At 72.5% G+C, this 19,171-nt stretch carries 22 protein-coding genes; 10 read left to right on the top strand and 12 right to left on the bottom strand.

Features of this window, described 5'->3' with window-relative positions; translation table 11 throughout:
• Nucleotides 1-115: 115 nt before the first annotated feature.
• Entirely contained in the window at nt 116-694 is a 579-nt protein-coding gene (locus ACFP3U_RS28420) for a TetR/AcrR family transcriptional regulator (protein WP_380228573.1), read from the bottom strand.
• Nucleotides 695-803: 109 nt separating this feature from the next.
• On the opposite strand from ACFP3U_RS28420, the gene ACFP3U_RS28415 reads away from it, so the two are divergent.
• Both ACFP3U_RS28415 and ACFP3U_RS28410 read left to right on the top strand, forming a co-directional pair.
• Nucleotides 804-1,628, top strand: coding sequence for an SDR family oxidoreductase (locus ACFP3U_RS28415; RefSeq protein WP_380228572.1), 825 nt, complete (start codon nt 804-806; stop codon nt 1,626-1,628).
• A gap of 48 nt (nt 1,629-1,676) precedes the next feature.
• Complete coding sequence (locus ACFP3U_RS28410; protein ID WP_380228571.1) at nt 1,677-2,564, top strand: haloalkane dehalogenase; 888 nt, start codon at nt 1,677-1,679, stop codon at nt 2,562-2,564.
• Nucleotides 2,565-2,611: 47 nt separating this feature from the next.
• On the opposite strand, the gene ACFP3U_RS28405 is transcribed toward ACFP3U_RS28410, so the two are convergent.
• Nucleotides 2,612-3,178, bottom strand: a complete 567-nt coding sequence (locus tag ACFP3U_RS28405) for a hypothetical protein (protein ID WP_380228570.1) — start codon at nt 3,176-3,178, stop codon at nt 2,612-2,614.
• Between the two features lie 135 nt (nt 3,179-3,313).
• On the opposite strand from ACFP3U_RS28405, the gene ACFP3U_RS28400 reads away from it, so the two are divergent.
• The 3 genes from ACFP3U_RS28400 to ACFP3U_RS28390 all read left to right on the top strand — a co-directional run bounded on the left by ACFP3U_RS28400 (nt 3,314) and on the right by ACFP3U_RS28390 (nt 5,121).
• Nucleotides 3,314-3,991, top strand: a complete 678-nt coding sequence (locus ACFP3U_RS28400; protein ID WP_380228569.1) for a TetR family transcriptional regulator — start codon at nt 3,314-3,316, stop codon at nt 3,989-3,991.
• A gap of 135 nt (nt 3,992-4,126) precedes the next feature.
• Nucleotides 4,127-4,321, top strand: coding sequence for a DUF1918 domain-containing protein (locus ACFP3U_RS28395; protein WP_380228568.1), 195 nt, complete (start codon nt 4,127-4,129; stop codon nt 4,319-4,321).
• Nucleotides 4,322-4,368: 47 nt separating this feature from the next.
• Nucleotides 4,369-5,121 carry a DedA family protein gene (locus tag ACFP3U_RS28390; protein WP_380228567.1) on the top strand — a complete coding sequence of 251 codons (753 nt, stop codon included), beginning with the start codon at nt 4,369-4,371 and terminating at the stop codon, nt 5,119-5,121.
• Between the two features lie 4 nt (nt 5,122-5,125).
• Here the strand turns inward: ACFP3U_RS28390 and ACFP3U_RS28385 are convergent, their stop codons facing one another.
• A complete protein-coding gene (locus ACFP3U_RS28385; RefSeq protein ID WP_380228566.1) occupies nt 5,126-5,866 on the bottom strand; it encodes a PIG-L deacetylase family protein in 741 nt (246 codons plus the stop codon).
• 182 nt (nt 5,867-6,048) lie between these two features.
• On the opposite strand from ACFP3U_RS28385, the gene ACFP3U_RS28380 reads away from it, so the two are divergent.
• The 3 genes from ACFP3U_RS28380 (at nt 6,049) to ACFP3U_RS28370 (ending at nt 10,154) form a co-directional block, all read left to right on the top strand.
• The gene (locus tag ACFP3U_RS28380; protein WP_380228565.1) at nt 6,049-6,708 is read left to right on the top strand and encodes an ArsR/SmtB family transcription factor; all 660 of its coding nucleotides are present in this window, start codon (nt 6,049-6,051) and stop codon (nt 6,706-6,708) included.
• Between the two features lie 8 nt (nt 6,709-6,716).
• Entirely contained in the window at nt 6,717-8,084 is a 1,368-nt protein-coding gene (locus tag ACFP3U_RS28375; RefSeq protein ID WP_380228615.1) for an MFS transporter, read from the top strand.
• Nucleotides 8,085-8,195: 111 nt separating this feature from the next.
• Complete coding sequence (locus ACFP3U_RS28370; protein WP_380228564.1) at nt 8,196-10,154, top strand: FUSC family protein; 1,959 nt, start codon at nt 8,196-8,198, stop codon at nt 10,152-10,154.
• A gap of 21 nt (nt 10,155-10,175) precedes the next feature.
• On the opposite strand, the gene ACFP3U_RS28365 is transcribed toward ACFP3U_RS28370, so the two are convergent.
• The 6 genes from ACFP3U_RS28365 to ACFP3U_RS28340 all read right to left on the bottom strand — a co-directional run bounded on the left by ACFP3U_RS28365 (nt 10,176) and on the right by ACFP3U_RS28340 (nt 16,350).
• On the bottom strand, nt 10,176-11,582 hold the full coding sequence (locus ACFP3U_RS28365) for an amidase (protein WP_380228563.1): 1,407 nt from the start codon (nt 11,580-11,582) through the stop codon (nt 10,176-10,178).
• A gap of 437 nt (nt 11,583-12,019) precedes the next feature.
• Nucleotides 12,020-12,472 (bottom strand): hypothetical protein, encoded by a 453-nt coding sequence (locus ACFP3U_RS28360; protein WP_380228562.1) that lies wholly within the window; start codon nt 12,470-12,472, stop codon nt 12,020-12,022.
• A gap of 172 nt (nt 12,473-12,644) precedes the next feature.
• Entirely contained in the window at nt 12,645-14,315 is a 1,671-nt protein-coding gene (locus ACFP3U_RS28355) for an alpha/beta hydrolase (protein WP_380228561.1), read from the bottom strand.
• Nucleotides 14,312-14,641 (bottom strand): hypothetical protein, encoded by a 330-nt coding sequence (locus tag ACFP3U_RS28350; RefSeq protein WP_380228560.1) that lies wholly within the window; start codon nt 14,639-14,641, stop codon nt 14,312-14,314. Before ACFP3U_RS28350 ends, ACFP3U_RS28355 begins: the two co-directional genes overlap by 4 nt.
• A gap of 79 nt (nt 14,642-14,720) precedes the next feature.
• Complete coding sequence (locus tag ACFP3U_RS28345) at nt 14,721-14,921, bottom strand: hypothetical protein (RefSeq protein WP_380228559.1); 201 nt, start codon at nt 14,919-14,921, stop codon at nt 14,721-14,723.
• Nucleotides 14,922-15,795: 874 nt separating this feature from the next.
• Nucleotides 15,796-16,350 carry a hypothetical protein gene (locus ACFP3U_RS28340; protein ID WP_380228558.1) on the bottom strand — a complete coding sequence of 185 codons (555 nt, stop codon included), beginning with the start codon at nt 16,348-16,350 and terminating at the stop codon, nt 15,796-15,798.
• A gap of 101 nt (nt 16,351-16,451) precedes the next feature.
• Between ACFP3U_RS28340 and ACFP3U_RS28335 the strand changes: the two genes are divergently transcribed.
• Nucleotides 16,452-16,793 (top strand): hypothetical protein, encoded by a 342-nt coding sequence (locus ACFP3U_RS28335; protein WP_380228557.1) that lies wholly within the window; start codon nt 16,452-16,454, stop codon nt 16,791-16,793.
• A 213-nt stretch (nt 16,794-17,006) separates the two neighbouring features.
• Here the strand turns inward: ACFP3U_RS28335 and ACFP3U_RS28330 are convergent, their stop codons facing one another.
• Both ACFP3U_RS28330 and ACFP3U_RS28325 read right to left on the bottom strand, forming a co-directional pair.
• On the bottom strand, nt 17,007-17,318 hold the full coding sequence (locus tag ACFP3U_RS28330; protein WP_380228556.1) for a hypothetical protein: 312 nt from the start codon (nt 17,316-17,318) through the stop codon (nt 17,007-17,009).
• Nucleotides 17,319-17,645: 327 nt separating this feature from the next.
• Nucleotides 17,646-17,972: a hypothetical protein gene (locus tag ACFP3U_RS28325; RefSeq protein ID WP_380228555.1), complete on the bottom strand. Its 327-nt coding sequence runs from the start codon at nt 17,970-17,972 to the stop codon at nt 17,646-17,648.
• Nucleotides 17,973-17,984: 12 nt separating this feature from the next.
• On the opposite strand from ACFP3U_RS28325, the gene ACFP3U_RS28320 reads away from it, so the two are divergent.
• Nucleotides 17,985-18,356 (top strand): restriction endonuclease, encoded by a 372-nt coding sequence (locus ACFP3U_RS28320; protein ID WP_380228554.1) that lies wholly within the window; start codon nt 17,985-17,987, stop codon nt 18,354-18,356.
• A gap of 181 nt (nt 18,357-18,537) precedes the next feature.
• Here the strand turns inward: ACFP3U_RS28320 and ACFP3U_RS28315 are convergent, their stop codons facing one another.
• Nucleotides 18,538-19,086 (bottom strand): hypothetical protein, encoded by a 549-nt coding sequence (locus ACFP3U_RS28315; protein ID WP_380228553.1) that lies wholly within the window; start codon nt 19,084-19,086, stop codon nt 18,538-18,540.
• Nucleotides 19,087-19,171 lie beyond the last annotated feature (85 nt).

Here is a 19,171-nt window from a genome sequence, read left to right as displayed (position 1 = left end):
GGACATCATTGGCCGGCCGTCGATCAGGTCGCCGGATCGACGGCCTGATCGACGACCGGATCGACAGTCGGATCGATCGTCAGCGCGATGATCGAATCCATGATCGAACGGACGGTCAGGCCAGCGAGTCGATCCAGCGCTCCAGCCGCTCCCCCTCGGTCACCATCAGCTCGGGCGCGCGGAGGGTGTTGGTGAGCAGCGAGATCCCCTGGTACGCGGCGACCAGCGCCACCGCGAGCTCGCGGGAGTCGGCGCGGCCCATCTCGGCGAACTGGCCCGCGGCCCAGTCGACGAGCCGCCGCATGACCTCGGCGATGGAGGCGTCGAGACCGTCGGCGCGCTTGTCGAGCTCCGAGGCGAGACTGCCGGTGGGGCAGCCGTACTTGGCGGTCAGCTCGCGCTGTCCGATCCAGCCCGCCAGCAGCGCCTTCAGCCGCTCCTGGGGTGTGGGGAGCGCGTCGAGTTGCTCGATCAGGCCCTGGAGGCTGCGCCCGTGCGCCTGGATCGCGGCCTCGACCAGCTCGTTCTTGGTCTTGAAGTAGTAGTAGACGTTCCCGACCGGAACGTCCGCCGCGCGGGCGATGTCGGCCAGCGTGGTCTGCTCCACCCCCTTCTCGTGCAGCACCTGCGCCGCCGCGGCGGCCAGCCGTTCCCGCTTGCCCGGAGCTCGCCGGGCGCTCTTTGAGTCAGTCACCTGACTCACTGTAGACGTCTGACGCGGCGTCGACTACTGTCCCTCTAAGTCAGCCGACTAACTCACTCGGCTGCACCACCCAACCTCCGCTTCCCTCAAGGGGTTTCTCATGATTGTTGTCACGGGCGCGACCGGAAACGTCGGCCGCGAGCTCGTCCGGGCCCTGGTCGGGGCCGGTGAGCAGGTGACCGCCGTCTCCCGTCGGCCGGGGCAGCTCCCCGCCGGCGTCCGGCACGTCCCGGCGGACCTCGCCGACCTCTCCGACCCGCAGAGCCTGCGCACCGCCCTGGACGGCGCCACCGCCCTGTTCCTGCTGGTCGCCGGCGAGGAGCCGGTGAAAATCCTCGACCTCGCCAGGGAGGCCGGGGTGCGCCGGGTCGTCCTGCTCTCCTCCCAGGGCGCCGGGACGCGACCCGAGGTCTACCGCCACCCGGTGCTGTTCGAGGAGGCCGTACGCGGCTCCGGCCTGGACTGGACGATCCTGCGCTCCGGCGGCCTGAACTCGAACGCCTTCGCCTGGGCCGGGACGATCCGCGCCGACCGCACGGCCGCCGCACCGTTCGGCGACGTCGGCCTGCCCACCGTCGACCCGGCGGACGTCGCCGAGGTCGCCGCCGCGGCCCTGCGCGAGGACGGCCACGCGGGCCGGACGTACGAACTCACCGGTCCGGCCGCGGTCACCCCGCGCGAACGGGCCGCGGCGATCGGCGAAGCCCTGGGCACCCCCGTGCGGTTCGTCGAGCAGACCCGCGAGGAGGCCCGCGCGCAGCTGCTGGCGTTCATGCCCGAGCCGGTCGTCGAGGGCACCCTCGCCATCCTCGGCCTGCCCCTGCCCGCCGAACAGGCGCCGGGCCCCGACGTCGAGCACGTCCTCGGCCGCGCGCCGCGCACCTTCGCCGACTGGGCCGCCCGTACCGCCCCGGCCTTCCAATAGGCCTCTGACACATCATATTTGACGAACCATCATGAAAGGACTTCCGCCTTGATCACCACCACCGTCCTCGACTCCACCATGGCCCACCGGGAACTGGCCCACCCGGAACCCGACACCGGAACGCCGATGGTCTTCCTGCACGGCAATCCCACCTCCTCCCACCTGTGGCGCGACGTCCTCCCGGCCGTCGGCGGCCCCGGCCGGCTGCTCGCCCCGGACCTGATCGGCATGGGTGAGTCCGGCAAGCCCGACATCGCGTACACCTTCGCCGACCAGGCCCGGTACCTGGACGCCTGGTTCGACGCGCTCGGCCTCGACGAGGTGGTGCTGGTCGGCCACGACTGGGGCGGCGCCCTCGCCTTCGACTGGGCCGCCCGGCACCCCGACCGCGTGCGCGGCGTCGCGTTCACCGAGACCATCGTCAAGCCGATGGCGTGGGAGGAGTTCCCCGAGGGCGGCCGCCCGCTGTTCGAGGCGATCAGGACGCCCGGGGTGGGAGAGGCGATGATCCTGGACGAGAACGCCTTCATCGAGCAGGCGCTCCCCGGCACCGTGGCCACCCCCCTCTCCCCGGCCGACCTGGACGTCTACCGCCGCCCCTACCCCACCCGCGAGAGCCGGCGCCCCCTGCTCCAGTGGCCCCGGTCGATGCCGCTGGGCGAGGAGCCCGCCGAGGTCGTCGCCCGGATCCGGGCCTACGACCGGTGGCTGGCGGCCAGCCCGGACGTCCCCAAGCTGCTCCTCACCTTCGCTCCCGGCCCGGGCGTGATGATGGGCCCGGAGCTCGTCGACTGGTGCGCGCGGAACATCGCCGCCCTGGAGATCGAGCACCACGACGCCGTCGCCGGACACCACACCCCGGAGGACCGGCCGCACGAGATCGCCGGCGCCGTCGCCGCCTGGGCCGACCGGCACAAGCTCCGTCAGGGCCGGTGACCGGACCCCGGTGACTGGTACCCACCGATCACCGGGGTCCGGAGGGATCAGCCGAGGGTGGCGCCGCGCTCGGCGGCGAGGTCCTCCAGGCCGTAGCGGGCGACGTGCTCCGGGTTGGCCAGGTCGACGGTGCGGATCCCCTCGGCGGCCAGCCGCTCGTTGACCTCGTCCAGGTGCTGCCGGACGAGTTGCTTCTCGGCGTCGGTGGTGCGGCCCTTGTGCGGGCGGCCGGCGTGCTCCAGGCTCGCGTAGTTGACCCGCTCCCGGCCCGCGCCGGTGCCGGCGACCGAGGCCGCCTGGGCCGGCAGGCTCCGGGCGACCCGCTTGGCCCCGCGCAGCACCTCGGCCATCGGCGCGGCGACGGCCAGCCGGTCGAAGGCCTCGGCGGTCATCACGACCGTCTCCGGCCCCTCGGCGTCCGGGTGGTGGAGCTCGACCGTCACGAGGTCCAGCGCCAGCCCCCGCACCTCGGTCAACTCCCCGGCGAGCGCCTCGATCTCCACCGGTCCGTCCGCGAGCTCCGGGTGCTCCCGGACCACCACGCGCACCAGGTCGTCCTCGTCCTCCACGTGCTTGCCGGTCAGGTCCGAGAACCGGATGATCTTCTGCCCCATGTCTTCCTCCTTCTCCTGCCCCTGATGATCAGCGCAGAGCTTAGGCCCTCACGCCCGCACCCTGATCGACGGGGAACGAGCCCCTCCCGTCCCGGGGATTGGCCCGTCGAACGGCGGATGCGGCACAGTGGCCCCATGAGCGCGGACACGAGGAGTCACCGGACGGCGGGGTGGACGGGCCCCGGGCGGCGGCGGCCGGTGCAGCAGCGCAGCCAGGAACGCTACGAGCGGATCCTGGACGCCTGCGCCGCACTGCTCGACGAGGCCGGGGCGGGCGCGCTCACCACCAAGGAGGTCGCCCACCGCGCGCAGGTGCCGATCGGCACGCTGTACCAGTTCTTCGCGGGCAAGGAGGACCTGCTCGCGGCACTGGCCGGCCGCAACCTCGACCACTACCTGCACCGGCTCGACGACCGGCTGCGCACCGATCCCCCCACCGGACCGGCCGGGTTCACCGACCTCGCGGTGGAGGAGTTCGTCGCGATGAAGCGGACGGTCCCCGGCTTCGGCCAGGTGGACTTCGGGCTCGCCGGACCGGCCGTCCCCGCCGGCGTCCAGGACGACCGGCACCTGCTGGACGCCGAGCTGGACAACAACGCGGCGGTCGCGCTGCGGCTCCAGGCACTCGGCGGCGAGCTGTTCGCGACGGCCGACCCGGCCGCCCTGACGCTCGCCCTGCGGGTCGCCCTGGAGGCCGCCGACGCGGTGCTCAAGCTCGCCTTCCGCGGGGATCCGGACGGCGACCCGGCGATGATCACCGAGTGCAAGCGGCTGGTCCGCTGCTACCTCGTCGACCAGCTCGGGCCGCGCTGAACGACCTCGGCCAGTGCCCCGCAGCTCGGGCGCGCCGTTGCGGCCCGCGCGCGGGCGCAGCACAGTGGAGACAGAGGAAGGCGACCCGGCCGGCCCCGTCGGCCGCCCGTCCGCACACACCCGAGGAGCACGACCATGCACGCAGCGGTAGGTGACCAGCTCCACATCCACAGCCGGGCGGTGGGCATGGTCGACCAGAAGGGCGAGATCGTCGAGGTGCGCGGCCAGGACGGCCAGCCGCCGTACATGGTCCGCTTCGAGGACGGCCACACCGGTCTGGTCTACCCGGGCCCGGACTGCAACATCGAACCCCGCGAGGCGATCCGCTGACGCCACCGGCCACCGCCCCGCGCCCGTCCGGCCCGGGGCGGTGAGTCGTGCCGCTCACCGCACCCGCCGCCGGGCTCCTCGCCGGGGCCCTGGCGGAGGCCGCCCCCGGGCTGCCGGGGCCGCTCGCCTCGCTCGAACCGCTGCTGGACCAGTACGGCTACGCGCTGGTGGCGCTGTTCGTGCTGCTCGACAACTGCGCCGTCCCCGCGCCGGGCCAGACCGTGCTGGTGCTCGCCGCCGTCTACGCGGGCACCGGGCACCTGAACATCGCCGCCGTGGTGGCGATCGCCTTCGCGGCGGCGGTGCTCGGCAACACCCTCGGCCATCTGATCGGTGCCACCGGCGGCCGGGCCTTCGTCCACCGCTGGGGCGGCTACGTGCTGCTCACCCCGGAGCGGGCCGCCCGCGCGGAGGTGTTCTTCGACCGGCACGGCGGCAAGGTGGTGACGGTGGCCCGGTTCGTCGACGGGCTGCGGCAGACCAGCGGCATCATCGCCGGGACGACCGGCATGCCCTGGCCCCGGTTCCAGGTGTTCAACGTGCTCGGCGCGGCGCTCTGGGTGGGGGTGTGGGCCACCGTCGGGTACGTCGCCGGCTCCAACGTCGGCACGGTCTGGCGGACGGCGGTGCGCTACCAGCTCTGGCTGCTGGTCGCGCTGGGCGTGCTGGTCGCCGCTCTCGCTGTCCGCCACCTGCTCCGCCGCCGCCGTCGTCGGCAGCGGCAGGAGCAGGAGGGGCAGGGGCAGGAGGGGCAGGAGCAGGAGGGACAGGAGCAGGAGGAGCAGGGGCCCGACTCGTGAGGGGCTAGCGCAGCGGGAAGACCTCGAAGGCGACGGCGAAGCGGGTGCCGAGCCGGGTGCCCGCACCCCGGCCGACGCCCTCCAGGAAGCCGCGCGCGTCCGCCATCGCGCCGCCGAGGCCGGCCAGGTACGCCTTGTGGGCCTCCAGCGAGGCGACGCCCCGGTCGAAGGTCTCGGTGGTGTCGACCGCGTGCCCGGACTCCGGCGAGGAGGCGACCCAGATCTGCCGCACGCCGTCCCACGGCTCGTGGCCCTCGTCGATCAGCTCGCGGAAGACCCAGCGGTTGCCCGCGTCCCGCACTCCGTCGAGGGTGGCGCGGCCGACGGCGATGTGGTCGGCCTGGTTGAGGAACGATCCGCCCCAGGTGTCACGGAAGTTGCTGGTGATGACGATGTCGGGGCGGTGCCGGCGGACGGCGCGCGCGATGTCGCGGCGCAGCGGCAGACCGTACTCGACGACGCCGTCCGGGTGGCCGAGGAACTCGACGGTGTCGACGCCGACCACGGCGGCGGAGGCGATCTGCTCGGCCTCGCGCAGCGGTCCGCACCGCTCCGGCTCCATGCCGTCGATGCCGGCCTCTCCGCTGGTGGCCATCACATAGACGACCTTCTTGCCCTGGTCCGTCCAGCGGGCGACGGCGGCGGCTCCGCCGTACTCCATGTCGTCGGGGTGGGCGACGACCACGAGGGCGGTCTGCCAGTCCTCGTCGACGGGCTCGAACGGCTGCGGCTGCGGTTCGGTCATGGGGCCTCTCCCTGGTACCGGTGCGCGCGGGTGGCGCGCGGTGCGGTCGTACGGTCGCACCGGACGCGACTCTAGAAGATCATCCGGCGATCCGGGGCGCGATTCGGGAGACCTATCGACATGCAGAGAGTTCTCTGCAGATATCCCTATGCAGAGAACTCTCTGCAACTTAGGATGCAGGCATGACCACGGAGCACCCCACGCCCGCCGAGCAGCCCGAGACGCCCGGACGCCCGCCGCGCCGCCTGGACGCGCGCAGCCTGCGCGGACTCGCGCACCCGCTGCGGATGCAGATCTTCGAGCTCCTCAACCTCGACGGACCGGCCACCGCCACCCGGCTCGCCGAACGGCTCGGCGAGAACACCGGCACCGTCAGCTGGCACCTGCGCCACCTCGCCGAGCACGGGTTCATCGAGGAGGAGACCGGGCGCGGCACCAAGCGCGAGCGCTGGTGGCGGCGAGTGCCCGTGCCCAACCGGCTCGACACCGCCGACTTCCGCCACGACCCGAACAGCCGCGGGGCGGTCTCCCTCTACCTTCATCAGATCGTCCAGCAGTACTTCAACCGGATCAACGACTACATCGCCGAAGACTGGCCGGACGAGTGGCGCGACGTCGGCACCATCGCGGACTGGAGCCGGCTGCGGCTGACCCCGGACCAACTCCGGGCGCTGAACGAGGAACTGTCCGCCGTCGTCGAACGCCACCTCACCGCCCCGGACGCCGAGCCGGACCCGGAGGCGCTGCCGATCGTCGTCCAGCTCCAGTCCTTCCCCCGCCGACCCCGCACCGACAGTCCCGGGGCCCGTAGCGACAACCACCAAAACCGGAGCGCCGAGTGACGCACGACGTGCAGCCCACCGAGCAGCACCACCAGCAGCACCACGACCGCCCCCGCAGCCTGCTCCGCCGCCACCGGGACTTCCGGCTGCTCTGGTGCGGCGAGACCGCCGGCAAGTTCGGCGCCTCCGTGACCGGCGTCGCCATGCCGCTCATCGCCGTCTCCGAACTGCACGCCTCCACCTTCGAGATCGGCCTGCTCAGCGCCGCCTCCTGGGCGCCCTGGCTGGTCATCGGCCTGCCGGCCGGCGTCTGGGTGGACCGCTTACCGCGCCGGCCCGTGATGCTGGTGGCCGCCGCCGTCTCGCTCGTCCTGTTCGCCGCCGTCCCCGTCGCCGCCCGGGCCGGCCTGCTCAGCATCGGGCTGCTGCTGGCCGTCGCCCTGCTCACCGGCACCGCGGCCGTGTTCTTCCAGACCGCGTACACCGCCTACCTGCCCGACCTGCTCTCCCCCGCCGACCAGCCCGAGGGCAACGCCAAGCTGCACGGCAGCGCCTCCGCCGCCCAGATCGTCGGCCTCGGCTCCGGCGGCCTGATCGCCCAGCTCGCCGGCGCCGCCAACGGCATGCTCGCCAACGCCGCGACCTTCCTGGTCTCGCTGCTCTGCCTGGGCCGCATCCGCCACCGCGAGTCCCCGACTGTCCACGAGACCCCGGCCGCCCGCGACGGGCGCGGCACCGACCGGGCGCTGCGGCGCGAGGTCGGCGAGGGCCTGCGGCTGGTCGCCGGCGACCGCTGGCTGCGCTCCCTCACTCTGTTCGGCGCCACCTCCAACCTGGCGCTGATGGGGTACCAGTCGATCCTGGTCGCCTTCCTGGTCCGCGAGGTCGGACTGGTCCCGGGCACCGTCGGCGGGCTGATCGCAGCCGCCGGCAGCGGCGGCGTCCTCGGCGCGTTCGCCGCCCGCCGGGTCGCCGCCCGGGTCGGTACGGCCCGCGCGATGCTCCTCTTCGAACTGGGCCTGCCCGCGCTCGCCCTGCTCATCCCGCTGACCGGGACCGGCGCGGGCGTGCTCTGCTTCGCCGTGGGCGGGTTCGGCGTCTCGGCCGGCGTGGTGGCCGGGAACGTCATCAAGTCCGGCTTCCAGCAGAGCTACTGCCCGCCCGCACTGCTCGGACGGGTCACCGCGAGCGCCGCCGTCCTCAACTTCGGCACCATCCCGGTGGGCGCCCTGCTGGCCGGCGTGCTCGGCACCGCGGTGGGGCTGCGCCCCGCGATGTGGATCACCACGGCCGGGGTCCCGCTGGCGGCGCTCGTCCTGCTGTTCTCGCCCGTCGGCCGCGTCCGCGACCTCCCCACCACCCGGCACCCGGCCGACCCGGCGGCCCCCGCCCCCACCTCCGTCCCCGCCTCCGTGCCCGAGGCCGCGACCGCCTGACGCCCCGCCATCCGACCACCCGGGCATCCCTCGGACCGGGGCCGTCCGCACGTACCGCGGCGGGGCGTGCCGCGGCCGGGCGCCTGCGGGCGGGCGCCGTAGGTTGGGCCCATGGCACAGCGCACCCACGGGGTCAGGCTCTCCCCGCCGACCTGGCTGACCGCCGGGCTGCGCCCGCAACCGGCGCCGGTGCCGTGGGCGGCGGTGGCCCGCGCCGCGGTGGCGCTCGCTGTGCCGCTGGCCGTCGGCCTCGCCGCCGGGCAGCCCGCGTACGGGGCGCTGGTCTCGATGGGCGCGCTGTCCGGCGTGATCGGCGACACCGCCGACGCGTACCGGATGCGGTTCTTCAACATCGCCGTCCCCCAGCTGTTCGGCGCCGTCGGCGTCGCCCTCGGCACCCTGGTGTACGGCCACGACTGGACGGCCGTCGCCGTCCTCACCCTGGTCGCGCTGGTCTCCGGGATGATCTCCTCGATCGGCTCGGTCGCCTCCGTCGCCGGTCTGCTGCTGCTCCTCAACGCCGTTGTCGGCGCCGGCCTGCCGCTGCCTCAGCCGTGGTGGAAGGCGCCGCTGCTGCTGACCGCGGGCGGGGCGGTGGTGCTGCTGCTCACCCTGTTCGCCTGGCCGCTGCGCGGCGGGGTGCCCGAACGGGCCGCGGTCGCCGCCTCCTACCGGTCGACGGCCGCGTTCCTCCGGGCCGCCGGCACCCCGGAGCACGACGAACGGCGGCAGGCCGTCACCCAGTCGCTCAACGCCTCGTACGACCTACTGCTCGCCCACCGCACCCGCCGGCACGGCCGCTCCCCCGGGCTGACCCGGCTGATCGCCCAGCTCAACGCGCTGATCCCGATCGTCGAGGCCGCCTCCGCCGCCAAACTGCGCCCGGCCCGGCTCGGCCCGCTGCCGGAGGCCTGGCCGGCGGCGGTGCTGACCCTCGCCGACACCGTCGGACGGAGCCCCGCGCCCACCGCCGTCCCCCTCGACCTGCCGACCCCGACCGGCCCCTCCGAACGCGCGCTCCACCAGGCCCTGCGCTACGCGGCCGCCGTCGGCGCCGAGTCCGACCCCGCGCACACCGCCGCCCCCGACCGGCTCGGCCGCCCCGCCGCCCCCTGGGCGCGGACCAGGCGCGCGACCCGGGCGGCGCTGTTCTCCCGCGCCTCCTGGCGCTACGGCCTGCGGCTCGCGCTCTGTATCGGCCTGGCCCAGGTGGTGGTGTCGGTGCTGCCGGTACCCCGCTCCTACTGGGTCGCGCTGACCGTCACCTTCGTCCTCAAGCCGGACTTCGGCTCGGTGTTCTCCCGGGCCGTGCTGCGCGCCCTCGGCACGGCCGCCGGGCTGCTGATCGCCATGCCGGTGCTCTCCGAGGTGCCGCGCGGCTGGTGGGACGTGCCGACCGTCGCGCTGCTGGCCGCGCTGATCCCGGCGTGCTCCGCCAAGGGCTACGCGTTCCAGACGGCGGCCATCACCCCGGTCATCCTGCTGCTCTCCGACCTGCTCAACCACCAGGGGTTCCGGCTCGTGCTGCCCCGGCTGTTCGACTCGCTGATCGGCTGCGGGATCGCCCTGGTCGCCGGGTACCTGTGCTGGCCGGAGTCCTGGCACACCCGGATCGGCGACCGGCTGGCCGACGCCGTCACGGAGGCCTCCGCGTACGTGGTGCTGGCCTTCGCCGGCGCGCCCGGCCAGGACCGGACGGCCGGGCCGCGTCGGCGCCGACGGCTCTACCGGGACCTCTCGGCGGTCCGCTCGGAGTTCCAGCGCGCACTCACCGAACCGCCGCCGACCGGGCCGCCGGCGGCGGCCTGGTGGCCGCTGGTGATCGCGGTGGAACGGGTGGTGGAGGCCACCACCGCCACCCAGGTCCGGGTCGAGCACGGGGAACCGGCGCCGCCGCCGGGCGAGGTCGCCGCCCTCGCGGCCGACCTGGCCGCCCTGGCGGAGGCCCTGCGCACCGGCGCACCCGCGCCCCGGCCCGCCGCCGCCCCCGACGGCCCGGCCGACGTCCTCGGCCCGCTCCGCCGCGAGGTCCGCGCGGCCTGCGCCCTCGCCTCCCCGGTCCTCGGCTGAGCGGGCGCCGGGCCCACCCGCTCAGTCCTGTATCCGCCGCCACGGCCGGTCGGCCTCCAACGCGAACGCCAGCTCCAACAGCGCCCGTTCCTCGCCATGGGCGGCCGACAGGTGGACGCCGATCGGCAGGCCCTCGGGGCTCGCCCCGACCGGCAGGGCGATGCCGGGGCCGCCGGTGACGTTGTTGACCGGAGTGAACGCGACATACCGGGTGAGCCGGTCCAGTAGCTCGTCGAACGCGACGTTCGGGCTCAGGTAACCGATCGGCGGCGGGACGTGGGCCAGCACCGGCGAGAGGATCACGTCGTGCGTGCGGAACATCCCCGCGTACGTCTGCTCGGCCCGCCGCAGTCGCCGCACCACCCCGGGCACCCGGGTGAACTCGCGGTGGAACACCCGCCGCAGACCGGTGGTGAGGCCGTCGAGCCGGCTCGCCCGGAAGCCCGGGTCGACGGTCAGCCGGCCGGTGGTGGCGATCAGGAAGGCGATGTAACCCCAGTAGAGGATGAAGTCGCGGGAGAACTCCTCCCCGAACGGCAGCTCCACCGGCGTCACATCGTGGCCCAGGGCCGCCAACCGCGCCGCCGTCTCCTCGACCGCCGCCCTGGTCGGCGCGTCGGTGGGCGCGGTCGGCGAGTCCACCACCAGGCCGATCCGCAGCCGCCGTTCACCCGGGCCCTCGACCAGACCGAGCGGGGGCAGCGCCGGGTTGCGGTGGTGGCGCTCGGCGGCGGCGAAGAACGCGGCGGTGTCACGGACGGAACGGGTCAGCACGCCGTCGGTGACCAGGTCGACCGGCAGCCGGCGCCCCTGGGCGTTGGGCACCATCCGGCCGCGGGTCGGCTTGAGGCCGACCAGGCCGCAACAGGCGGCCGGAATCCGGATCGACCCACCGCCGTCGTTGGCGTGCGCGATCGGGACGACACCGGACGCGACCAGGGCCGCCGCACCGCCGGAGGAGGCCCCCGGCGAGTGCGAGGTCCGCCACGGGTTGCGGACCGGCCGGGCCTCGGCGTACTCGGTGGAGGCGTTGAGCCCGAACTCCGGCAACCGGCTCTTGCCGAGGACGGCCAGCCCGGTGCCGAGGAACTGCTCGGCGAAGCCCGCGCTCCGCCGAGCGGGCCTGGCCCGGAAAGCCGAACTGCCCTGGCCGGTGGGCATCCCACGCAGGTCGGTGTTGTCCTTGAGGTAACTGGGCACGCCGTACAGCGGCGCGTCCTTCCCGCTGCCGCCCTCCCCGCACGGCCGCCCGTACGCGGCGAACGCGACCGGCGCCAGCGCCGCGTCGACCCGCCCGGCCCGCGCCGCCGCAGCCGCCGCCAGTTCGCCGGGGGCGACCTCACCGGCCCGCACCAGAGCGGCCAACGCCACCGCGTCGTGCTCCCCCAGCGCGTCGTCCGCGTACGCGTGCACCCGCTCGTCGGCCATCCGGACTCCCCATCCCTGCTGCCAGTCGGTGGCAGCACCCGTGGATACCCACCTACCCGCCGGTAACACCGCGCGAGCTGAGCAGTCTAGAGCCGGAGTGACGCTCGGGACACCCCGTGTTCCGGACACGGAAAGACCGCCCGGGCGTACTGCCCGGGCGGTCCCGTCCTCGTACTAGTGCCGCATCAGGCATGTAGCGGCGGATCATGCTGCCCTGCTCCGGGATAGTTGCGAGGGCCGCCGCGCTCGGCCCGCTGGCGGCCGGAATGTGGCTAGAGGTTGAGCGGGCCGAACTCGTCCGTGCAGGAGACGACTTCGGGCTCGCCCTCATCGGGTATGACCGATCAAAAACAGGTCACAGGCATCGCGGGCGTCTGGGCGGTCGGAAAACTCGACACGGAAGGCCCCCGGGGCGGCCCCGCTCCGTTCCACTCGCGTCAGCTGGATGCCTCTGGTGCTGCCGGAGGCATCAGGCAGGGCGTGTTGACCCGGAAGAGCAGCAGCCCTCCGGTCGTGGTCTCGACAGTGATCAGATATCGGCTCGACGTCTGGGAGGCGTCGAGGACGGTGTCGACCTTGCCGTTCGCGGTCTCCCGGTAACCGTCGATCTTGAAGCCCTGTTGTTCGAGCGTCGCGCGGACCTTGCGAACGGCCTCGGGGTGCTGCTCGAGCGGGGCGGAACTGTAGGCCGCGTACGACATCTTGTACCGGCCGTCCTGGGCGACCTCGTTGTTCTTGCCGACGCAGTCGTTGAAGAACGGCTCGGCGCTGCCGGCGTCGAGGGCGACGCCGGCGCTCTGCGCCATGTACTCGGTCATGTGCTGGGCCCAGTCCTGGACGTCCTGGCGGGCCTTGACGGGCAGCGGATCGTTGGGGCCGGGCGTGGACATGCATCCTCCGAGGATCAAGGGCAGGCAGAGCGCCAGCGCGGCGACGCCGAGGCGCCGCGCTCCGACAGGGCGGGCAGCGGGTCGTGGCAGGGGAAACGGCACGGTGGGCTTCCTTGCGGCTGGAACAGGGTGAGGACCGGGCGGCCGGGCCGTGGTCGGCCCGGCCCGGCGATTACAGGGGACCCAGTGGGTTGACGGTCAGTCTGGGAAGCGTGGTCGGCGGTTTCCCGACGATGATGCGGCCCTGGTTGTCGAGGCTTGTGCTGCCGTCGTCCCAGTAGCCGCTGTGCCCGGACGTGTCGACCTCGAATCTCTGCCCGCCGAACTCGTCGTCCACCGGGTCGGCGCCGAGGCTGTAGCCGGCGACCTTGTCGATGTTGTCGTCCGCCGCCCGGCCGGTCCAGAAGTGGCTCGGGTCGATGTGGAGCTGGTCGGCGCGGTCGACGGTCAGTCCAGGGCTCGCGACAGCCACGATCTCGTCAGCACCCAGCCCTTCCCCGCCCGCGGCGGCCGCGCCGACGAGCGTCGTTCCGTAGCTGTGGCCGAACACCGAGAGGTGACTGGGGTGGTCGCCCTGGGCGACGCGGGTGCCCTGGGTGAACTGGCGCAGAGCCTCGGCCCCGTCCTTGGCCCGGGAGTCCCAGGCGACAGAGAGGTTCGGTGCTTGCACGACCGGGACCTCGGGGGCGTCGTAGCCGAGCCACGAGATCACCGACACCTTCTGATTCGTCCCCTTCGACGCCTGCTTCGCGGCCTCCTGCAGGTCGTTGACGCGTGTGAGCTGACCCCCTGTGCTGTCGATCGTCGTTCCCGTGCCCGGCACCAGGACGGCCGTGTGGTCGGCGGTGTCGGGATTGCCCATGGCGACGATCGCCTTGCCGTCGCCGCCGTATGCCTTCGCGTCGAGGCCGAGCAGGAACACCCGCTTGTCCTCGACCGCGGTGTCGTGCTGGTCGAGCTGTTCCTTGAGCTTCATCAGTGTCTGCTCGCGAGCGTTGTACTCCCCGGCCGTCATGTCGCTCCCGCGCGGACTGCCGGCCTTCAGCGCGTCCAGCTGCTGGTCGAGGACGAGCCGGTTGGCCTCGTCCCGTACCGTGGCGGGCAGGCCGTCCAGTTGTCCGATCCGCTCGGGGTAGAGCGCGAGGTAGGTACTCTGCTGCTCGGGGGTCAGGGCCTTCCACCAGTCGGCGGAGGTTTTCGGGTCCTTGTTGTCCGGGACATACGGGTCGGCCAGCCCGAGGTCCTTCGCCACGTCCCTCACATCGGCGGCGGTCTCGGCGGCGGAGCCGAACACGCGCGGGCGGGTCAGGATCCCTGCATCGAGCCGGCCCAGGGCGCGGTCGCCCTGGTCGCTCGCCTGCTGCGCGTCGGCCAGCGCCTTGTTGATCCGCTCCTGGACATCCCCACGCAGGGTCGTCAGCGCCTTGCGCTCAGGGCTGGATGCGGCATCCGGGTCGTTGCGCTCTCCCTCGCCCAGGGGCGGCAGGTTCACCGTCCCGTCGGCACCGACGGAAAGCCCCTGCTCCTCGGCACGGTGCACAGCGTTCTTCAGATTGGTCTGCGCCTGGTACATCCGCTCGGCGACCGTGTCCAGGGTGAGCGCGACAGCGGCGGCCTCGACCCGCAGAATCTCCAGGATCTGCTCGGTGCGGCCCAGGGTGTAGAACGCCTTCTGCGCGTCCGCCCCCTCCCACTTCGCCTGCCGCAGGGGACCGTTCACCTGACTGCGGTGCCGGTTCTCCGCGGACTGCGCCCCGGTGGACAGATCGCGCCACTTCCTGGCGGCGTCGTGCAAGCCGGCCGGGTCGAAACGTATCAGCAGCTCGAACAGGTTGCCGCTCACTGGCCCGGCTTCTCCCATGCCTCACCGATCCCCTGCTTATGCCAGACATCGGCGTTGGCGTTCTCGTTGTTCGTGTAGGCCTGCGCCGTGGCGTTGAGGTTGTCGGCCGTCTGCTTGAGACGGTCGCTGACACCCGTCAACACCGGCGCCCACTCCCCCGCCACCCGGCCCAGCCGTGCCGCCACCGACCAGCCCGTCAGCTGGCCGGCGGCCGTCTGACTGGCTGTTACGGCCGCCTGACACGGCTTCCGGAGATCCTCACCAATCGCCTGCGCCACCCCTGCAGACATGTGGATCTCCTCCGTATTCACCTTGAGATGCCCCACCGCACTCCCCTCCCCGACAGTTCCTCGGCCAGCGAAGAGCCTATTGCGGTGACCGGCCGACCCCTATCCGTATAAGTACTCATCCGATATGAGGTGAAAACAGCCGAATCGCGGCACCCCTTGTCCGGCCGAGGTCCGCGAACAAAGGGTCGACCAGGGCATCGGTGGTGTCGGCAGTCTTCCCCGCGCCCGCGGGGCGTAGCAGCACGGCAGCCGGTCGGGCGTCCCGGGCGAAGGCCTCGTCGGCCAGGGTCCGCTTCTGCTCGACGATGGCGATCACCTCGGTGACGGCACTGATCGGAGCGTTCGGCGGAACGCTGCGGCGGGTGTCCGCCTACAAGTGGACACTCGTCGCGCGGTTGGTCCCGTCGGGGCCGGCGGTCAGCGAGCGGACCAGATCGGGCAGTCGGCCGTGTGACGGGTCAGCATCACCACAGTCCCACCATCCGTGACCTGCCGGTCGCGCGAGGCTGTGCAGCACGCCACTGGTACCGGAAGCGTCGCCCGGGCGATTGCAGGAGCCTCGTCCCGGTCCGGCACCGCGGTACGCGGCCACGCGGACTCCACGACCGGCGGCCCGGGCCGACGAGGGGAGACCCGGCGCCGGACCTGCCCGACGGGCACTCCGAGAGCTCGGGCGCGGGCGTGAAGACGGCGGCGTTCGCGGCGTTCGGACATGGTGACACCTTGCCCCCTCCCACCCCCTCCACGCCAACGCCCCAGTAGGGCGCCCCGGCCCGGCCGACCAACCCGGGCACTCACCGAGCGGACGAGGCCGGCGCTCGCGCAGCGCCCGTACACTCTCCAGGCGCCAGGGGAGCGGGTACCGGGCGGTGGAGGCTCATGCCTGCCGGGTGAGCAGTCGGTGCGGTAGGTGTCGACGGCGTCCCAGACGGTGTGCAGACCGGGCCCGAGGACGTCCTCACGGCCGGCACCGGCGGGCCGGGCGCGGCTCGGCCTGGACACGGCGGGCAACGGCGTCGACGTCGGTGAGGCTGGGCAGCGCCGGGCCGGCTTGGCGTCCCAGCGGCGGCCCGGTTGACGTCCGGGACCTTGCCAGTGTGTCGCGGCTGTTCTGCAATGACCCCACGCAGACCACCGCGAGGGTGGGTAGCTTCAAGAGTTACGGAAGAGGAGCCCGTGGGCCGCGAAGTTCAGTCCTCGCCGAGCTGAATCAGGATCGCGAAGTATTCGCCGTCGCTCCCGGCGACCACGCCGTCGAAGGTGCAGGCGGTGACGGGATCCCACGAACCGCTCTGGCGGTTGGTCCACCACGTCGCACCGGGCCCGAGCCACTTCACGATCCGCGTCACCGTGTGGTGGGCGATCTCACGGTTCATGAGGAGCCTGCCGGGCCATACGAGGTCCTCGGCGGCGAGCTTGGTCATCGTCTCGATCGCCTCGTCGGCGGCCAGCGGTTTCAGGCGGGCCTCGACCTGCGAAGTGGTCGAGGGAACACCCACGGTGGCCAGGTGCCGCTCCCATACCGGGTGAATCTCGGCGACGAGGCCGTGTACCAGGCCGGCAACGGACCCCAGCCGGTGATCAGGGGTCGCTCCGTCCGGGAGACGGCCGTACCGCACGGAGACGAGGGGTCCGTTCCGCAGCGACATCAGCAGGTCGCCGAGACTCGACGGATCCGCCGCACGTGCTCCACTCTCCACCCGGGCATCGTGCCATACCGGCAGGTGGGCGGATTCGGCGGCCATGTGCGCGCCCGCCTCCGACCCCACGACGGCGGACCCGTACACCCCACTCGGTGTGCCGCAGCCGCTCTGCCATGATCCTACGGAGCGGATGGAGGAACGACATGGCCATGGACGAGCGGACCGACCCGGCGCAGATCATCGCGAAGGTAGGCAACTTCGAGAGTCGCGAGCGCGCCGTCGAGGTGTGGATGCACCTCGCCGCCAAGGCCGGCTGGCAGGTCGCGCCGACCTCGGCCGCACCGGAGGACCCGGAGAGTGGAGACTGCGGCATCGTCGATGTCGAGGGCCTGCGCTACCGGATTCGCCTTACGCCACGCGTGCGGACGAACCTCGCCGACGACGAGGGCGGCACGCTCACCTGGCGACCGGTGTTCTCGCACGCCGCATGGGCCGAGCCCGTACTCGAGCCGGGCAACCACATCCCGTACCGCGGACGAAGCTGACAACTGTCCTCCCCGCCCGCGGGGGTCAGCCGTACGTCAGGACGTACAGGGTGCGGGTGCCGGAGTCCTCCCTGTACCCGCGGGACTCAGCCAGCCTCGGGGTTCGGTGCCAAGTGGGTGGACCGCTCCTCCCTGCGTTCACAGGGTCAGGACGGCCGCTGTACTCACGAACGGAAACAGCTGGTAGTTCCGTGGCCGCGTTCTACCGGACGGTCAGAAGCTCCAGCTGTACAGGCGGCCGCCTGTGCTCACCGCAGAGGCCGCGAGCCGGGCGACTCCCTGGAGGACCGTCGGCAGATCGTCGTCGGTCATGTCGTCGCTGTCGTGGGACCTGAGCCTGGCGGTCCAGCGACCGGCTAGCTCCTCCAGTTCCGTGGAGCCGGCGTCGGCCAGCGCCCGGGTCAACCGCTGCGGCAGAGCGAACACCTCGACGCCGTCGTTCACCGGGGCGGTGACCCACCGCGGCCACCGTCCATGGAACTGCTCGGGCGTCGGTACCTCGGTCGAGGGCTCCTCGAAGTACACGTCCCACTCGGCGATGGCACTGTCCGGTTAGATGAAGCGGCAGGTCACGGACTCGAACTCTGGACCGGGTCGCCGCCCGCGCATCGCAGCGACAGCCTCATCGTCGGGAGCCAGGAAGAACACGATGTCGTGAGCCACCACAGCATGACGGCAAAGGCACCAGAACAGGTACAGGTCGCGAAGGGTCCTCCCCGCGAGCGCGGGGGTGAGCCGTCAGTTGACGGCGTGACGCTGACCATCTGGCGGGCCGCCTCCCAGAAGAGAATTCGTGGGTCGCTCCCTGTGACCGCAGCCCAGGCGGCGACCTCGTCCTGGCGGGCCCTGCCGTCACGGTGCTGGTGGGACCGTATTTCCGGGCAGGAGTGAGCGGATACTCCGGATGAGTCGAGTGGCTTCGGCCAGGCCGTGGCGGTGGCACAGGAGAAGGAACGAGACCACCGGCCAGACGGCAAGCGCGGCCGGAACGAGGATCACCGCTTCCACACCGAACCGGCCCAGGCCCGCTGCCAGGACGAAGACGAGGATGCCGGCCAGGCGGCAGGCCTTCATCAGCCGCCTGCCGTCGAGACGGTCCGGTTCCAGGGCAGCCGCAGGAGGGAGAGTGGCCTCCGGCACCGCCGCGCTCTCCGGGCCCGCACCGCGCAGCTGCGCCACATCGGCGCGTTCATGGCCATGACCCCGAAGGCCTTCGAGCACGCGCTCGCCGACCTGTGCCGGCGCGACGGCTGCACGAAGGTGACCGTCGTCGGCGGGTCCGGCGACCTGGCCGCCGACGTCCTGGCCACCACCCCGCGGGGGCAGCGCATCCTCATCCAGGCCAAGCGCTACAGCCTCGGGACCCTGGTCGGCTCGCAGGACGTCCAGAAGGTCAACGGCACCTACCGCGACATCCACCACTGCGACCTCGCCGCCGTCGTCACCACCAGCGCCTTCACCAAGCCCGCCGCCGCATTCTGCGCTCAGACCGGCATCCGCATGACTGACCACCGCGCCCTCGCCCAGTGGGCCGAAGGCACCGGCCGACCCCCCTGGCACTGAGACACCGCCCTTCCGACGGCCTCCAGCTCGGCGGAACCCAACGCGACCTGTCAGCAGGCGTAGTTCCCATCGATCAGGTCTCACCCGGAGAAACCCGGCCCCCGTGCTGCGCGCAGAACTCCCCGTCTGTCAGCAGGCCGACCGGCAGGAAGTCACAACGCTCCACCGCACGCTCCGGCGGCTACTCCTCGCCGGCTTCGACCTGCCTCCCGACGGCCGGGTACTCCTGCAGCAGGCGCTCGTACAGTACGGACCGCCGGATCTGCTCCAACACAATGTCGGCGACCGGCTTTGCCGCCTTGTAGGCGCTTCGGCCTCTGTCCTGCTTGTCGAACGGCATACCGCCAGGGCTCCCGATCTCGCGACGGCCGAGGTTGGCCATCACCTGCACGGCCGCGCGGGCTCGCACCACGCCGCGGCCTTGAGGGTCTGTCGGAACGACGAATTCGGCGAGCTGCGGGCTGGTGACCCAGACGCCGGGTGTGTTGCAGATTCGCCAGGCCGTGGCGAGTTGCTCGGTGTTGCGCAGCAGCTCCACCCAACGGTGAAGCATCTCCGTGTTCCAGTGCTGGATGAACCAGCCGCCGTGGTGACTCCACACGGCCAGCGTCGGCTCCCCTTGCACGATCACACCAGGGGTTTGCTGGACGCCCCTGACGCCGTAGGCGGCACGGACCACGGCCATGGCCTCTTCGAAGGTGCTCTGCGTGGTGTCGATGACGATCTGCACAACCGGCCTCCCCTTGCCGCACCTTCCACCCTCTAGGCCCGTACTTCGCGGGTGACCGTTTCAGGTCTGTGGCCAGCGGGTTTGT

This window comes from Kitasatospora misakiensis, from assembly GCF_042656005.1.
Lineage (GTDB): Bacteria > Actinomycetota > Actinomycetes > Streptomycetales > Streptomycetaceae > Kitasatospora > Kitasatospora misakiensis.
Note: the sequence above shows the minus strand (reverse complement) of the source record. Positions and strands in the feature narration are given on the sequence as shown.

What these genes read in the sequence shown, in the direction of transcription:
- ACFP3U_RS28395 (WP_380228568.1), top strand. Translation starts at nt 4,127, where the DNA reads ATGCACGCAGCGGTAGGTGACCAGCTCCACATCCACAGCCGGGCGGTG.
- ACFP3U_RS28415 (WP_380228572.1), top strand. Translation starts at nt 804, where the DNA reads ATGATTGTTGTCACGGGCGCGACCGGAAACGTCGGCCGCGAGCTCGTC.
- ACFP3U_RS28340 (WP_380228558.1), bottom strand. Translation starts at nt 16,350, where the DNA reads ATGGCCGCCGAATCCGCCCACCTGCCGGTATGGCACGATGCCCGGGTG.
- ACFP3U_RS28365 (WP_380228563.1), bottom strand. Translation starts at nt 11,582, where the DNA reads ATGGCCGACGAGCGGGTGCACGCGTACGCGGACGACGCGCTGGGGGAG.
- ACFP3U_RS28380 (WP_380228565.1), top strand. Translation starts at nt 6,049, where the DNA reads ATGACCACGGAGCACCCCACGCCCGCCGAGCAGCCCGAGACGCCCGGA.
- ACFP3U_RS28360 (WP_380228562.1), bottom strand. Translation starts at nt 12,472, where the DNA reads ATGTCCACGCCCGGCCCCAACGATCCGCTGCCCGTCAAGGCCCGCCAG.
- ACFP3U_RS28400 (WP_380228569.1), top strand. Translation starts at nt 3,314, where the DNA reads ATGAGCGCGGACACGAGGAGTCACCGGACGGCGGGGTGGACGGGCCCC.
- ACFP3U_RS28405 (WP_380228570.1), bottom strand. Translation starts at nt 3,178, where the DNA reads ATGGGGCAGAAGATCATCCGGTTCTCGGACCTGACCGGCAAGCACGTG.
- ACFP3U_RS28385 (WP_380228566.1), bottom strand. Translation starts at nt 5,866, where the DNA reads ATGACCGAACCGCAGCCGCAGCCGTTCGAGCCCGTCGACGAGGACTGG.
- ACFP3U_RS28335 (WP_380228557.1), top strand. Translation starts at nt 16,452, where the DNA reads ATGGCCATGGACGAGCGGACCGACCCGGCGCAGATCATCGCGAAGGTA.
- ACFP3U_RS28320 (WP_380228554.1), top strand. Translation starts at nt 17,985, where the DNA reads ATGGCCATGACCCCGAAGGCCTTCGAGCACGCGCTCGCCGACCTGTGC.
- ACFP3U_RS28370 (WP_380228564.1), top strand. Translation starts at nt 8,196, where the DNA reads ATGGCACAGCGCACCCACGGGGTCAGGCTCTCCCCGCCGACCTGGCTG.